The following is a 13271-nucleotide window of genomic DNA, read 5'->3' on the forward strand; positions in this document are numbered from 1 at the left end:
TCGGCACCGGTCGGTCCCGCCGCGCTCGCCCCCGGCCGGACGGGGTGCCGTTGCACGGGCAGCCGGGCGACGTGGCAGGGTGGTCCGGTGACCGAACCCGTACCCGCCGACCAGTCCGCCGGCAGCGACCTCGGCGGCCCCAGCGACCCGGCCGCGTGGCTCACCCTCCCGGACGTCGCCGAGCGGCTCGACCTGTCGATCAGCAAGGTCCACCAGATGATCCGGGACCGCGAGCTGCTCGCCGTCCGCCGCGACGGGGTGCGCCGGATCCCCGCCGACCTGGTCGCCAACAAGACGGTGCTCAAGCACCTGCCCGGCGTGCTCACCCTGCTCGCCGACGCCGGCTACGACGACGAGGCCGCCCTGCGCTGGCTGTACGAGCCCGACGACACCCTCTCCGGCGGCACGGGCGCGGCCACCCTCGGCGGCGACCACGCCCGCGAGGTCAAACGCCGCGCCCAGGCCCTGGGCTTCTAGCCCGCACCGCCTGAGGGCGTCAGTCGGCGCGGCGGGTGGCGGCGATGGCGAGGTCCACCAGCGCCTGCCGGGCCTCGGTGTCGAGGTCGACGCCGGCCAGGGCGGCCAGCGCGGTGTCGGTCAGGGTGACGATGCGCTGTTCGGTACGGGCCAGCGCGCCGGTGCCGGTGATCAGCCCACGGAGCCGGGTCACCCCGTCCTCGTCCAGCTCCGGATCGCCGAGCCGACCGAGCAGCAGCTCCCGGCCGGCCTCGTCGGCTGCCTGGACCGCCGCCGCGACCAGGTAGGTGCGCTTGCCCTCGCGCAGGTCGTCCCCGGCCGGCTTGCCGGTCTGCGCCGGGTCGCCGAACACCCCGAGCACGTCGTCGCGGAGCTGGAACGCCTCACCGAGCGGCAACCCGTACGCCGAGTAGGCGGTGCGCACGTCGGCGGACGCGTCGGCGAGCGCGGCACCGAGCAGCAACGGCCGCTCGACGGTGTACTTGGCCGACTTGTACCGGGCCACCTTGCCCGCCCGGTCCAGCGAGACCTCCCCGGTGGCCTGGGTCAGCACGTCCAGGTACTGCCCGACGGTGACCTCGCCGCGCATCTCGTCGAAGACCGGCCGGGCCCGCGCCACCGTGTGCGGGTCCAGCCCGGCGGAGTGCAGCAGCTCGTCGGACCAGACCAGGCAGAGGTCACCGAGCAGGATCGCCGCCGCGTCGCCGAAGGCGTCCGGGTCGCCGCTCCACCCGTGGGCGCGGTGCCGGGTGGCGAACCGCCGGTGCACGGCGGGCTCGCCGCGCCGGGTGTCGGAGCGGTCCATCAGGTCGTCGTGGATCAGGGCGCTGGCCTGGAAGAACTCCAGCGCCGCCAGGGCGGTCACCACCTGGTCGGCGTCCACCCCGCCGGCCCCCCGGAACCCCCAGTACGCGAACGCCGGCCGCAGCCGCTTGCCGCCACCGAGCACGAACCCCTCGATGGTCTCGGCGACCGGCGTCAGGGCGTCGTCGATGCCGGCCATCCAGTTACGCCTACCGGCCAGGAACTCGGTCAGCGCCTTGTCGACCCGCTGCCGTAGGCCGGCACGGTCGACGGGGGAGACGGGAGCAGCGTGGGTCACGCCACGACGCTAGCCGGTCCCCACCGCCGCCGCCTCACCAGCGCCTCGGCGCGTCACCCCGGTCTGCGCCCCGGCCAGGGCCGACCGGACGGTCGGGGCGGCCGGCCGGACGGGACGCCGGCGGTGCCCGACACCGCGCCGGCCCACCGTCGCTCCGGTGGCGGACCGGCCCCTGCGGACGCCGTCCGGCTCGTCCGCGGGCCGCTCGGCCCGTCGGCCCCGGTGCGGCTTTCCCGGCCCGGCGCGCCGGACGCGGGGCGGCCCGGCGGGCCGGCGGCCCGATCGGGGCGTCGAGCACGACGGCGAGCTGCCGCCGCCAGCGGTCGCCGGGGACACGGACCGAGCGTTCCCAGCGGGACACCTCGTGCCGGGTCAGGGTGGCCGTGCCGGCGGCGGCGCAGAGTTCGTCGGCGAGCCGTCGCTGGCTCCAGCCCCGGGCCAGCCGGAGCTGCGTGATCAGCGGCCCGAGCGGGCGGGGGTCGGACGGGGTCATCGGTCCTCCGGCGGATGTCGGCGCGGCCCACCCGCCCCGCAGGGCGGCCGACGTGCCGCGGTCGCGTGCTGCCGACCCCCGCGCGTGACCCCGGGCGTCGGCCCCCCACCGACGCCACCCGCGCCCCCTCGTTCTACCCCCGGGGTACGACGCCACCCGCCACGGCGGCCGACGCCGGCTTCGGTGGGTGTCGATGCTCCGGTGGGAAGTGCGTGGGGCCGGGCGGTGACGCCCGCTAGAGTCGTCACGTGGCGCTCGGTCTTCCCTCCGTCCTTCCCAATCCCCAGCCGGCGATCGGGGAGCTGATCCGCGACCGCCAGCCGACGTTCTCCTTCGAGTTCTTCCCGCCCAAGACGGCGCAGGGGGAGCGGCTGCTCTGGCAGGCCATCCGGGAGCTGGAGCCGCTGCGCCCGTCGTTCGTGTCGATCACCTACGGGGCCGGCGGCTCGACCCGGGACACCACGGTCGCGGTGACCGAACGGATCGCCACCGAGACCACGCTGCTGCCGATGGCCCACCTCACCGCCGTCAACCACTCCGTCGCCGAGCTGCGCAACGTGATCGGGCGGCTGGCCGGCGTGGGGGTGCGCAACGTGCTCGCCGTCCGGGGCGACCCGCCCGGCGACCCGGGGGGCGAATGGGTCCGCCACCCCGAGGGCGTCGACTACGCCGAGGACCTGGTCCGGCTGGTCCGTGAGGCCGGCGACTTCAGCGTCGGGGTGGCCGCCTTCCCCTACAAGCACCCCCGCTCGGCCGACGTGGCCAGCGACACCGCGCACTTCGTCCGCAAGTGCCGGGCGGGCGCGGAGTTCGCCATCACCCAGATGTTCTTCGACGCCGACGACTACCTGCGGCTGCGCGACCGGGTGGCGGCGGCCGGCTGCGACACCCCGATCCTGGCCGGGGTGATGCCGGTGACCCAGATCGGCACCATCGAACGCTCGGTGCAGCTGTCCGGCGCGCCGTTCCCGCCCGCGCTGGCCGCGCGGTTCGAGCGGGTCGCCGACGACCCGGAGGCGGTCCGCCGGCTCGGCATCGAACAGGCCAGCGAGATGTGCGCCCGGCTGCTCGACGAGGGGGTGCCCGGCATCCACTTCATCACCCTCAACCGTTCGCCCGCGACCCGGGAGGTGTGGCGCAGCCTGCGGGCCGACGCCCGGGTGTGAACGCGCCGGCCCCGACACCTCGACCGCGCCGCGACGGTTGACCGATGGTGGGCACACAGCTGAAGTGGGACGAGTACGCGACCGCGTGGGCGCGGTTGCACGGCGGCTTCGACCCCCGGGTCGCCGCGCCGGTGGTCCGTGCCTGGCTGCGCTTCGCGTACCACGTCGGTTACGTGCTGGGTCGGCTGCGGGTGACCCCGACCGCGGTGACCGTCGGTGGGGTGCTGCTCTGCCTGTGCGTGCCGCTGTTCAGCGCCCGGTCGGGGCAGGGGCCGATCGTCGGCGCGTTGTTCGTGCTGCTCGCCTCGGTCGCCGACAGCGTCGACGGGGCGGTCGCGGTCGCCACCGGCCGGACCACCCGGCTCGGCTACGTCTACGACTCGGTCGCCGACCGGCTCGGTGAGATCGCCTGGCTGGCGGCGTTCTGGCTGGTCGGAGCGCCGGGGGCGCTGGTGGTCGCGGCCGGCGCGCTGTCCTGGCTGCACGAGTACGTACGGGCCCGCGCGGTCGCCGCGGGGATGCGGGAGATCGGCGCGGTCACCGTCGGGGAGCGGCCCACCCGGGTCTGCGTCGCCCTGGTCGGGCTGCTGCTGGCCGGGCTGACCGGGCTGATCGACCTCGACCTGGCCGCCGGCACCATCACCATGGCCACCGCCGTCTGGGTGCTGCTGGCCGGCTTCGGCCTGGGGCAGTTGCTGTCCACCGTCCGCCGCGCGCTGATCGACGCCGGCTGACCCGCCCGCTCCCGGGGTCGGCCGGCGATGATCGACTCAACGGCGTCGAGGTAGCGGTAACCCGAGCGCCGGATACCGCTCTTTCGCCCCACCGGCCCCCGGCGGGCGGCCCGGGCGCGGACTACCAGGCGGGGCCGATCTCGTCGGCGACGATCTGCGCCGACAGGGTGACCATGGGGAGGCCGCCGCCGGGGTGGGTGGAGCCGCCGACCAGCCACAGCCCGTGCGCCGGGCCCCGGTTGGCCGGGCGGAGCAGCCCACCGGCCGTGCCGTAGATCGACCCGCCGGGCGCGGCCGTCGCGGCGTCCAGGTCGGCGGGGGTACGGGTCTCGCGGAACACCAGCCGGTCGCGTACGTCGACCCCGCGCGCGGCGAGCACGTCGAGGATCCGGTCGGCGTACGCGTCGGCGAGCCCCGGCCGACGCCAGTCCACGGCGTCCGGGGCGGTGCCGTGGCGGGCGGCGTTGACCAGCACGAACCACGCCTCGTGCCCGGTCGGGCGGACCATCGGGTCGTCGGCCACGGTGACGAAGACCGTCGGGTCGGTCGCCGGTCGGGCCCGCACCCCCCGCCCGGGAGCGCCGAAGACGGCGTCGAACTCGGCGTCGTAGTCGGCGGGGAAGAACACGTTGTGGTGGGCCAGCCCGGAGTCCCCGCGTACCCCGAGCAGCAGCACGAAACCGGCCAGGCTGCGGTCGGTGAGCGCGGCCAGCCGGCCCGGGTGCGGCAGCAGGTCCCGGTAGACGGTGAGCGCGTCGGCGTTGGCGACGACCACGTCGGCGGGGACGGGCGCGTGGACCCCGGCGAGGCGTACCCCGTGCACCCGGCCCCCGGCGGCGTCGATCCGGGTGACGGTCTCCCCGGTGCGGACCGTCACGCCCAGGTCCAGGCAGCGGGAGAGCAGCGCGTCGGCCAGGGTGCCCAGCCCGCCGCGCAGGTACCAGCCGCCGAAGGTCAGCTCGGCGTACGGGACGGCGACCAGCGCGGCCGGGGCGCGGCGCGGGTCAGCGCCGGTGTAGGTGGCGTACCGGTCGAGCAGCATCCGCAGCCGGGGGTCGGACAGGTGGCTGCGGCCCAGTCCGCGCAGGGTGCGACCGGGCCCGATCGCGGCCAGGTCACCCAGCCGCCAGGCCAGCGCCGCCAGGTCGCGCGGCGAGTCGACGGCACGCCGCAGGATGTCCCGGTGCGACGCGGTCCACACCCGGGCGGCCCGCCGCCACAGCCGCCGCCAGTCGGCGGCGGCCCGGTCGCCGAGGGCGACGCCGATGCGGGCGGCGAACTCGTCCGGGTCGGCGCACGAGTCGAGGGCCGGCCCGCCGCCGGGGAAGACGTGCCGCACGATCGGGTCCAGCGGGGTCAGGTCGAGGTACTCGTCGAGCTTCGCGCCGGTGGCCTCGAACAGGTCGTGGAAGACCTGCGGCAGGGTGAGCAGGCTCGGCCCGGTGTCGAAGTGGAAGCTGCCGGCCGGGGTGTCGTGGACGTACCGGCCGAGCTTGCCGCCGACGGTGTCGGACCGTTCGAAGACGGTCACCTCGTGCCCGCTGACGGCCAGCCGGGCGGCGGTGGCCAGCCCGCCCACGCCGGCGCCGATGACCACGATCCGCGCCATGCCGCGCCTCCTAGCTGACCGGGCGGCCACGCCAGGACAGGCGACGCCGCTTCCGCAGATGGTACGACCGCAGGGTCAGCCAGCCGAGCACCACGACCGAGCCGGGGTGGGCCAGCGCGTCGGGCCAGGCCCGGCCGCCGGTGGCGCGGGCGCTGACCACCCGCCCGGCGACTCCCGCCGCGTACCCGGTCAGGGCCAGCCCGGCGGCCGGCGGTGAACCCGCCACCAGCGCCGCCACCGCCAGCAGCGGCGGCGCGGTGTAGAGCAGGAGCAGCGCGGTGACCACGGCCGCGGCGGCCACCGGGTGACCGAAGGTGGCCCAGAGCGACTTGGTGTAGCCGTCGCGCAGCTGCGGCCAGGTCTCGTACATCCGGCAGGCGGCCAGCCGGGAGGCGTCGGCCAGCGCGATCCGCCCGCCTGCGCGTTTCACCGCCCGCGCCAGCTCGATGTCCTCCAGCACCCGGTCGGCGACCGCGGCGTGCCCGCCGGCCCGGTCGTAGCCGGCCCGGTCCACCAGCAGGAACTGCCCACCGGCGGCGGCCAGCGACGGCCGCGGCGAGCGTTCCATCGCGCGCAGCGGCAGGAAGGTCAGCCACAACCACTGCAACAGCGGCTGCAACAGCCGGTCACCCACCGTCCGCACCAGGATCCCCGGGTACGCCGACAGCAGCGTCGCCCGCGCCGCGCGCAGCTCGGTCACCGCCGCCGCGACCGCGTACGGGGTGAGCACCACGTCCGCGTCGACGAAGGCGTACACGGTGGCGGCCGGCCCGGCGTGCCCGGCGAGCTGGTGGCAGGCGTACGGCTTGCCCAGCCAGCCCGGCGGCGGGGTGACCCCGGTGCGCAGGGTGACCCGGGGGTCGTCGCCGGCGACCGCGCGGACCACCTCGGCGGTGCCGTCGGTCGAGCCGTCGTCGAGCACCACGATCCGTAGGTCGGGCACCCCCTGCTGGGCGAGCAGCGCGCGCAGGCACGGGGTGACCCGGTCGGCCTCGTCGCGCAGCGGCAGCAGCACCGCCACCGTCTCGTCGACCCCGACCGGCCCGTCGACGGGCCGGCGCAGCCAGTACCGGGCGTTGACCCAGGTGTGCGCGGTCAGCGCGGTCACCGCGACGGCCAGCACGAACGCGATGACGGTCACCGCCACGCCCCCACCGGCCCGTGCCGGCTCATGCCGGGGTGTCGACGCCGGTGCGGGCCGGCGCCGGCCGGTCGGCGGGGCGGCGGCGGGCGCGCAGCAGGGTCACCGCCAGCGGCACCGCCACCACCGCCATGCCGGCCGCACCCCAGAGCGCGGAGGCGGGCAGCCGCAGGAAGACGGCGTGCGCCAGCACGCTGGAGAAGTACGTCCACAGGTAGAGGGCGAACATCGGGGCGTCGCGGGAGCCGGTGACCGCGACGGCCGGCCCGGCCAGCGGGCGCAGCGCGCTCATCAGCAGCACCGCGAACAGCAGCCAGCCCAGGTAGTTGCTGACCGGGATGCCGGGCAGTCCGGGCAGCGCCGGGGTGGCGTCGCGCCACACCCAGTAGCCCTCGGCCACCATCTGCGGGTCGAGGAAGAGGTCCCAACCGGCCAGCCCGACGGTGGCCAACGCCACCCGCCCGACGTGCCCCGCCGGCGTGCGGACGGCGGGCGTGCGGACGGCGGGCGTGCGGGCGGCGGGCGTGCGGGCGGCGGGCGTGGTCAGCCGGACGGCGGCCAGCCAGGCGGGCCAGGCCATCCAGGTCCAGGCCAGCGGGATGATCAACGGCACCCCGGCCAGCTTCGGCCCCAACTCGCCCGAGTAGTCGTAGCTGCCGAACGGGAAGCCCGTCGCCACCCCCAGCGCCTCGATCGCGAACCCGCCGCCGGTGGCCACCGCGACCAGCGCCGCCGCCGTGCGGGGACCCCGGGTGAGCAGCGCGTGCCCCACCGCGAGCAGGTAGCCCAGCACGACCGTGGCGACGGTGAGCCGGGCCCGGGTGACCCCGGTGCTGAGCGGGTAGCAGATCTGGATCAGCACCAGCAGGGCCAGCAGCAGCCAGGGGACGTGCCGGCGGGTCACGACGCGGCCGGCCCGGACGTGTCGGGACGGGGCAGCGGCAGGTCCCGGCCGAGCACCCCGAACGGCCGCTCGTCGCCGGGGAAACGGAAGTGCCGCAGCACGTCGACGAAGCCGAACCGCCGGTACAGCCGCCAGGCCCGCGACGTCCGCTCGTCGGCCTCCGGGGTGGACAGCAGGGTGGTGCCGCCCTCGGCGAGGCTGAGCAGGGCGGTGAGCTGCCGGGCGCCCAGGCCGTGCCCCTGCGCGGGCGGTCGGACGTGCAGCTCGACCACCTCGAAGCAGCGGGTCAGCCAGCGCTGCCGGGCGTCCGGGGGAAGCGCCCGGTAGACCTGGTCGTGCCACCACTGGCCACCCGCACCGAGGTAGCCGTACCCGAAGCCGGCCAGGTGACCCTCGCTGGTGAGGCTGGCGACGGCGCGGAACCCGGGCCGGCGGGCGTGGGTGGCGATGTAGCCGCGTCGGGCCTCCAGCAGGTCGCTGCGGTAGCCCATCGCCTCCCCGTACACCGCGACCACGTCGTCGAGCCGCCGGACGAGATCCTCCGGCGTCCACCGCACCAACCTCATGCGCGTCCTCTCACGGTTGCGGACCACCGTCGGCGACCCATCCCAGCACCGACCGGTCACCGACCACTGCGCGCACCTCGAAGCGCGCGAACAACTCCTCCGCGTACCACCCCTCGGTGGGGGTGCGGGTGATCGCCGCGCGGTGCTCCGGGTGACGGTACGCGAAGGCCACGAGGTCCGTCGGGTCGCGCCACACGCTGACCGTGCCCTGCCAACCCAGCGGCGCCTCACCGACACCGAACCGGGCGAGCAGTCCCGGCGCGGCGTGCAGCGCGGCGGCGACCGGCGGGACCGCCTGCCAGAAGGTGAGCGCGCGGCGGGGGCGCAGCCGGGCCCGGGTCAGCGCCAGCACCGGCCCGTCGACCCGGCCGCCCGCCGGCTCGCCGAACGGCCGCCGGCCCGACCACTCGCCCCGGCTGGTCAGCGGGCGCAGCTCCAGCCGGGCCGACGCGTGGGCGATCCGGGCCCAGGAGCGGCCGACCGGGGAGGCGTCGAAGCCGGCCGCCGCGGCGGGGGAGTCCCACACCACCAGCGCCGCCCACCGGGTCAGGTCGGTGTCCCCCGGGCCGAAGCCGGTGCCGGTCCCGGTGCCGAGCAGCTTGCCGAACCGTACGCCGGGGGTGCGCCGCAGCCGCCACGGATGTCGGGCCATCCGGGCGAACGCCCGCCCCACGGCGGCCCGGGGCACCCGCCACACGTGCAGGGTGACCAGCTCCGGGGTGGTGTTCACGCCACCTCGGCGGGGGTGCCGCCGGTGATCCGCAGCAGCTCCGGGTAGGTGGTGGGGAAGACCGCCTGCGGTACGCCCCCGGCGGCCCACACCTGCGGGTGCCCGGCCAGGGCGGTGTCGACCAGGGTGCGCAGCGGCCCGGGGTGGCCGACCGGGGCGACCCCGCCGATCACCTGCCCGGTGTGCGTGCGGACGAAGTCGGGGGTGGCCCGGCGCAGGTGGGTCACCCCGAGCGAGGCGGCCAGGCCGGCGGTGTCCACCCGGTGCGCGCCGGAGGTGAGCACCAGCAGCGGCGTGCCGTCGGCGTCGAAGACCAGCGAGTTGGCGATGGCGCCGACGGCGACGCCCAACGCGTCGGCCGCCGCGACGGCGGTGTGCACCGCCTCGGGCAGCAGGCGGACCCGGCTGGCCACGCCGGAGGCGTCCCGCGCGCCCGCGTCGTCGAGCGCCCGCTGCACCGCCTGCACGTTCGGGTGTGACTGCATGCGGCCCATTCTCCCCGGTACGCCCCGACGCCCCGCACCCGGCGTCCGTCGGAGCGGGTCAGCGGGCGGGCGGCGACCCGGGACGGGTGCCGGGCCAGTGCGGGGTGGCCCGGATCCGGCCGCCGGCGGTCACCAGCAGCGCCTCGTGGTCGGCCAGGCCGGTCAGCCAGGTCAGCGCGTCGTCGGCGTCGCGGGTCATCGCCGCGGTGGCGTACACGTCGGCCCAGAGCAGCTCCGGCCCGACCACGGTGACCGACCGCAGCGCGGTCGCCGGTCGGCCGGTACGCGGGTCCACGATGTGCGCGCCGCGCCGGGCGGTGCCCGAGGTGGCGACCGCGCCGTCGCGCCGGTCCAGCACGTCCAGCAGGTGGCCGGGGCGGTCCGGGTCCTCGATGCCGACCCGCCAGGCCGGCCGGTCCGCCCCGGCGCGCAGCAACACGTCCCCACCGGCGTTGAGACAGAGGTCGTGCCCGGCCAGATCGGCCAGCCAGCCGGCCGCGCGCTGCACCGCCCACCCCTTGACCAGCCCGGACGGGTCGTAGCCGGCACCGCCGGTGGGCAGCGGCAGCCGCCGGGCGTCGAACCGGCCGCCGGTGCGCGTCCGGGCCAGCTCGCACAGCTGCGCCACCTCCCGCACCAGCGGGCTCGCGGTGGCCGGATCGGGTTCCCGCCCGGCCAGCCGTCCGATCTCGCTCTCCGGCCGGTAGGTGCTGAACGTCGCGTCGACCGCGCCCAGCCAGGCGAAGAACCGCTCCACCCGGGCGGCGACCGCGTCGTCGCGCACGTCCCGGCCGCGCAGGTGCACGCTCACCGGCAGCCCCATCACCTGCACCACCCAGGCCCGCCGGTCCGGCTCCGCCATCAGGCCCGTCGGCGTGCTCATCTCAGGTGCGCCGCGTCGATGGCGGCCTGGAGGGACTCGCGGTAACCGTCGCTGGTGACGGTCGCCCCGGACACGGTGTCGATCCGGGCGCTCTGCGCGGTGAGCGCCGCCTGCCGCAGGATCGGTACCGCGTGGTCGTTGATCTGCTGGTCCCGGAAGTTGCCGTCGGGCACCTGGAGCGCCGTGACGTCGGTGATCCGCCCGCCCGCCACGGTGATCCGGACCTGCACCGGCCCCCACCGGGTCTGTGCCACCGACCCGTCGTACCTTCCGTCGCCGCTGTCGCCGCTGTCGCCGCTGTCGCCGCTGTCGCCGCTGTCGCCGCTGTTGCCGCTGTTGCCGCTGTCGCCGGTGCTCCCGTTGTCGCCGGCACTGCCGCTGCCGCCGGTGGGCGGTTCGGCGGACGTGTCCCCGGCGTCGGGGGTGGCGCCGCCGTGGTCGCCGGCGACGGCGCTGGTCCCCCCGCCGACGCCCATGGTGCTGGTCCGGTAGCTGAACAGCAGCACCAGGGCGGTCACCGTGGAGAGCAGCCAGATGGTGATCCGTCGCACGGGTCCCCCTTCCCGCCCGTCACCAGGCGAAGCGTTCGTGATGGACGTGCCGCTCGGGCACCCCGGCGGCCCGGGTCGCGGCCTGCGCCGCGGCGACCCAGCCGTCCGGGCCGCACAGGTAGACGTCGTGGTCGGCGATGTCGGGGGAGAGCCGACGCAGCGCCTCGGCGTCCGGCAGCCCGGCCGCGTAGCCGGGCAGCCAGGCGGGCTGCCGGCCGCGCGGACCGACCAGGTAGTGGACCGACACCCCGCGGTCGACCGCGAGCCGCTCCAGCTCCGCCCGGAAGGCCAGCTCCTGCGGGGTACGCACGCGGTAGAGCAGCACCGCCTGGCCGGGTGCGTACGGCAGTTCCCAGAGCAGGGCCAGCAGCGGGGTGACGCCGATCCCGCAGGCGAACAGGGTGATCCCGCCGCCGCGCCAGTGCTGTCCGGTCAGTCGCCCGTACGGGCCCTCCAGCAGCACCCGGGTGCCCGGTCGCAGGGCGGCCACCCGGGAGCTGTCGTCGCCGAGGTCCTTGACGGTGATCCGGATCAGGTCGCCCGTCGGCGGGGCGGACAGCGAGTACGGGTGCGCCCGGGACCAGCCGGGGCCGGTCAGGAAGCGCCAGCCGAAGAACTGCCCGGCCCGGACCGGCAGCCGGTCCAGGTCCCGCCCGCGCAACCAGACCGAGGTGACGCCGGGCGCCTCGGGGACCACCGCGGCCACCTCGACCCGGTGCCGCAGCGAGCGGTACGCCGGCAACCCGAGCCGGAACACCAGCACACTGCCCAGCGCCCCCAGGTACGCCGTCCACCAGTACGCCCGTGCGGCGGCCGAGGAGACGAAGTCCGCGCCGGTCCACAACTGGTGCGGCAGCGCCAACCCGATCCCCAGGTACGCGTACAGGTGCAGCAGGTGCCAGGACTCGTAGCGCAGCCGACGGCGGGCCGCCCGGACCGAGGTGACCACCACCAGCACCAGCAGTGCCAGCGCGGCGGTGGCCAGCAGCATCCCCGGGTATCCGGTGACCAGCAGCCAGAGCTGTGTCACCGGGTTCTCCCGGGCCGTGCCGGCGTACCCCACGGTGGTCAGCAGCACGTGGGCCAGCAGCAGGTGGAACGAGGCGAAGCCGGCCAGCCGGTGCCAGCGGGCGATCCGGTCCTGGCCGAAGCGCCGTTCGACGAGCGGCACCCGGGCCATCAGCACCACCTGGACGAGCATCAGGTCGGCGCTGAGCAGGCCGGTGAGCCGGCCGGCGGAGGTGAGGCCGGTGGCCACCCCGGAGAGCAGTTCCTGCACCCCCCGGTCGGCGGTCCAGAGCGCGACGACGACCAGCAGGCTGAGCGCCGCCGCGCTGCCGGCCAGGTCGGCCCACCAGTCGGGGGCGGTGGGCAACGGCCGGCGCGGGGTACCCCGGTCCAGGACGGTGGTGCTCATCCGTGGGCCGTTCCGGCGGGTCCTCTTCTCATGCGTTCCACTCTGTGGAGGCGACCTCGGGCCGGGCTTTGCCGTCGCTGTGCACGGGCTGGGAATCGTCGCTGGCACGCCGTACGCCACACGTTGCGTTTTCGTCGGGGGCAGGGTGTACTGTCAGAGCAGTTAGAACGAGTGTTCGATTCACTCGCACACCCGTTCCAACGCCCCCGGGGCGGTGTTTCGCGGCGTCGGCCCGGGCAGGTGCGGTTTCGCGGACCGCACCGGGTTCCGGGCAGTCGCGAGCCCGGTCCCGTCAAGGCAGGTCGTCGCCCGCCGCCCACGACCCCCGGGCGGCGGGCGACGAACCCGCCGGTTCGCCGGCCGGGTGTGGTGTGGGGAAGCTCCGCACCCGGCCGGCCCCCAGCGGTGCGTCTTCCTCCGCACCACCCGCCCCGGGCGTCGCGCCGGTGGACCTCCTCCACCGGGCGTCCCGCCCGAACCGGTCACGCGGAGGAGACAGTCATGCCGACCAACCCGGCGCAGGCGCCGACGGTGCCCGCGCACGTGCTGCCGCACCGCACCCCGACCCAACTCCTCACGGTGGCCCGACACGGGCTGGCCGAGGCCGCCCGGACCCGCCCCGACGGGCTGCGCTACGCCGCCGCCCACCTGGCCGCGCTCCGCGCCGCCGCCGCCCTGCTGGCCGCCCGGGCCCGGCCCGCGCCCGCCCGCCGCCGCCGGATCACCAGCGTCTGGGTGCTGCTCGCCGGGGTCGCCCCCGAACTGGACGAGTGGTCCCGCTACTTCGCCGCCGCCGCCGGCAAGCGGGCCGCCGCCGAGGCCGGCATACCCCGGGTGGTGAGCGCCCGGGAGGCCGACGACCTGCTCCGGGCCGCCGAACAGTTCGTGACGGTGGTGGAGCAGGCGCTCGGAGTGACCCACCAGCCCGCCCTCGACGGTCTCGCCGCCTGACCCGGCCGTGCCCGGGTCCCCGCCGGGCACCTGATCCGGCCGGCACCGGCCCCGCCGCAGCA

Annotated in this window: 15 protein-coding genes; 4 read left to right on the top strand and 11 right to left on the bottom strand. The window is 76.5% G+C overall.

From position 1 onward, the window contains the following. Positions 1–87: 87 nt before the first annotated feature. On the top strand, positions 88–477 hold the full coding sequence (locus tag B5D80_RS07240) for an Rv2175c family DNA-binding protein (RefSeq protein WP_088643009.1): 390 nt from the start codon (positions 88–90) through the stop codon (positions 475–477). A gap of 19 nt (positions 478–496) precedes the next feature. Here B5D80_RS07240 and B5D80_RS07245 read toward each other — a convergent pair whose 3' ends face one another. Further along, positions 497–1579: a polyprenyl synthetase family protein gene (locus tag B5D80_RS07245; protein ID WP_088643010.1), complete on the bottom strand. Its 1083-nt coding sequence runs from the start codon at positions 1577–1579 to the stop codon at positions 497–499. A 34-nt stretch (positions 1580–1613) separates the two neighbouring features. Further along, positions 1614–2072, bottom strand: coding sequence for a helix-turn-helix domain-containing protein (locus tag B5D80_RS33845; RefSeq protein ID WP_211291421.1), 459 nt, complete (start codon positions 2070–2072; stop codon positions 1614–1616). Positions 2073–2320: 248 nt separating this feature from the next. Here B5D80_RS33845 and metF point away from each other — a divergent pair, with 248 nt between their 5' ends. Both metF and B5D80_RS07260 read left to right on the top strand, forming a co-directional pair. After that, positions 2321–3238 carry a methylenetetrahydrofolate reductase [NAD(P)H] gene (metF, locus tag B5D80_RS07255; protein WP_088643011.1) on the top strand — a complete coding sequence of 306 codons (918 nt, stop codon included), beginning with the start codon at positions 2321–2323 and terminating at the stop codon, positions 3236–3238. Between the two features lie 44 nt (positions 3239–3282). Continuing rightward, positions 3283–3972, top strand: a complete 690-nt coding sequence (locus B5D80_RS07260; protein ID WP_088643012.1) for a CDP-alcohol phosphatidyltransferase family protein — start codon at positions 3283–3285, stop codon at positions 3970–3972. 121 nt (positions 3973–4093) lie between these two features. Here the strand turns inward: B5D80_RS07260 and B5D80_RS07265 are convergent, their stop codons facing one another. The 9 genes from B5D80_RS07265 to B5D80_RS07305 are packed head-to-tail and all read right to left on the bottom strand — an operon-like array spanning position 4094 to position 12258. Further along, the gene (locus B5D80_RS07265) at positions 4094–5581 is read right to left on the bottom strand and encodes a phytoene desaturase family protein (protein ID WP_088643013.1); all 1488 of its coding nucleotides are present in this window, start codon (positions 5579–5581) and stop codon (positions 4094–4096) included. Positions 5582–5591: 10 nt separating this feature from the next. Beyond that, on the bottom strand, positions 5592–6713 hold the full coding sequence (locus tag B5D80_RS07270; protein WP_088643131.1) for a glycosyltransferase family 2 protein: 1122 nt from the start codon (positions 6711–6713) through the stop codon (positions 5592–5594). Between the two features lie 37 nt (positions 6714–6750). After that, positions 6751–7626 (bottom strand): carotenoid biosynthesis protein, encoded by an 876-nt coding sequence (locus B5D80_RS07275; protein ID WP_088643014.1) that lies wholly within the window; start codon positions 7624–7626, stop codon positions 6751–6753. Then, a complete protein-coding gene (locus B5D80_RS07280; RefSeq protein ID WP_088643015.1) occupies positions 7623–8192 on the bottom strand; it encodes a GNAT family N-acetyltransferase in 570 nt (189 codons plus the stop codon). The genes B5D80_RS07275 and B5D80_RS07280 overlap by 4 nt, the downstream gene beginning before the upstream one ends. Before the next feature lie 10 nt (positions 8193–8202). Then, complete coding sequence (locus tag B5D80_RS07285) at positions 8203–8922, bottom strand: monooxygenase (protein ID WP_088643016.1); 720 nt, start codon at positions 8920–8922, stop codon at positions 8203–8205. Beyond that, positions 8919–9407 (bottom strand): YbaK/EbsC family protein, encoded by a 489-nt coding sequence (locus tag B5D80_RS07290; RefSeq protein WP_088643132.1) that lies wholly within the window; start codon positions 9405–9407, stop codon positions 8919–8921. The genes B5D80_RS07285 and B5D80_RS07290 overlap by 4 nt, the downstream gene beginning before the upstream one ends. Before the next feature lie 58 nt (positions 9408–9465). Then, on the bottom strand, positions 9466–10290 hold the full coding sequence (locus B5D80_RS07295) for an FAD:protein FMN transferase (RefSeq protein WP_088643017.1): 825 nt from the start codon (positions 10288–10290) through the stop codon (positions 9466–9468). Beyond that, entirely contained in the window at positions 10287–10841 is a 555-nt protein-coding gene (locus B5D80_RS07300) for an FMN-binding protein (RefSeq protein WP_088643018.1), read from the bottom strand. The genes B5D80_RS07295 and B5D80_RS07300 overlap by 4 nt, the downstream gene beginning before the upstream one ends. Positions 10842–10860: 19 nt before the next feature. Continuing rightward, complete coding sequence (locus B5D80_RS07305; RefSeq protein WP_088643019.1) at positions 10861–12258, bottom strand: ferredoxin reductase family protein; 1398 nt, start codon at positions 12256–12258, stop codon at positions 10861–10863. A 501-nt stretch (positions 12259–12759) separates the two neighbouring features. Here B5D80_RS07305 and B5D80_RS07310 point away from each other — a divergent pair. Continuing rightward, positions 12760–13209, top strand: coding sequence for an SAV_6107 family HEPN domain-containing protein (locus tag B5D80_RS07310; RefSeq protein ID WP_088643020.1), 450 nt, complete (start codon positions 12760–12762; stop codon positions 13207–13209). Positions 13210–13271 lie beyond the last annotated feature (62 nt).

The organism is Micromonospora wenchangensis (assembly GCF_002210435.1).
In the GTDB taxonomy this organism is placed as follows: Bacteria; Actinomycetota; Actinomycetes; order Mycobacteriales; family Micromonosporaceae; genus Micromonospora; species Micromonospora wenchangensis.

Excerpts from the sequence above, each read along its gene's own strand:
- B5D80_RS33845 (WP_211291421.1), bottom strand. The coding sequence starts at position 2,072 with ATGACCCCGTCCGACCCCCGCCCGCTCGGGCCGCTGATCACGCAGCTC.
- B5D80_RS07260 (WP_088643012.1), top strand. The coding sequence starts at position 3,283 with ATGGTGGGCACACAGCTGAAGTGGGACGAGTACGCGACCGCGTGGGCG.
- B5D80_RS07265 (WP_088643013.1), bottom strand. The coding sequence starts at position 5,581 with ATGGCGCGGATCGTGGTCATCGGCGCCGGCGTGGGCGGGCTGGCCACC.
- B5D80_RS07280 (WP_088643015.1), bottom strand. The coding sequence starts at position 8,192 with ATGAGGTTGGTGCGGTGGACGCCGGAGGATCTCGTCCGGCGGCTCGAC.
- B5D80_RS07290 (WP_088643132.1), bottom strand. The coding sequence starts at position 9,407 with ATGCAGTCACACCCGAACGTGCAGGCGGTGCAGCGGGCGCTCGACGAC.
- B5D80_RS07295 (WP_088643017.1), bottom strand. The coding sequence starts at position 10,290 with ATGAGCACGCCGACGGGCCTGATGGCGGAGCCGGACCGGCGGGCCTGG.
- B5D80_RS07305 (WP_088643019.1), bottom strand. The coding sequence starts at position 12,258 with ATGAGCACCACCGTCCTGGACCGGGGTACCCCGCGCCGGCCGTTGCCC.
- B5D80_RS07310 (WP_088643020.1), top strand. The coding sequence starts at position 12,760 with ATGCCGACCAACCCGGCGCAGGCGCCGACGGTGCCCGCGCACGTGCTG.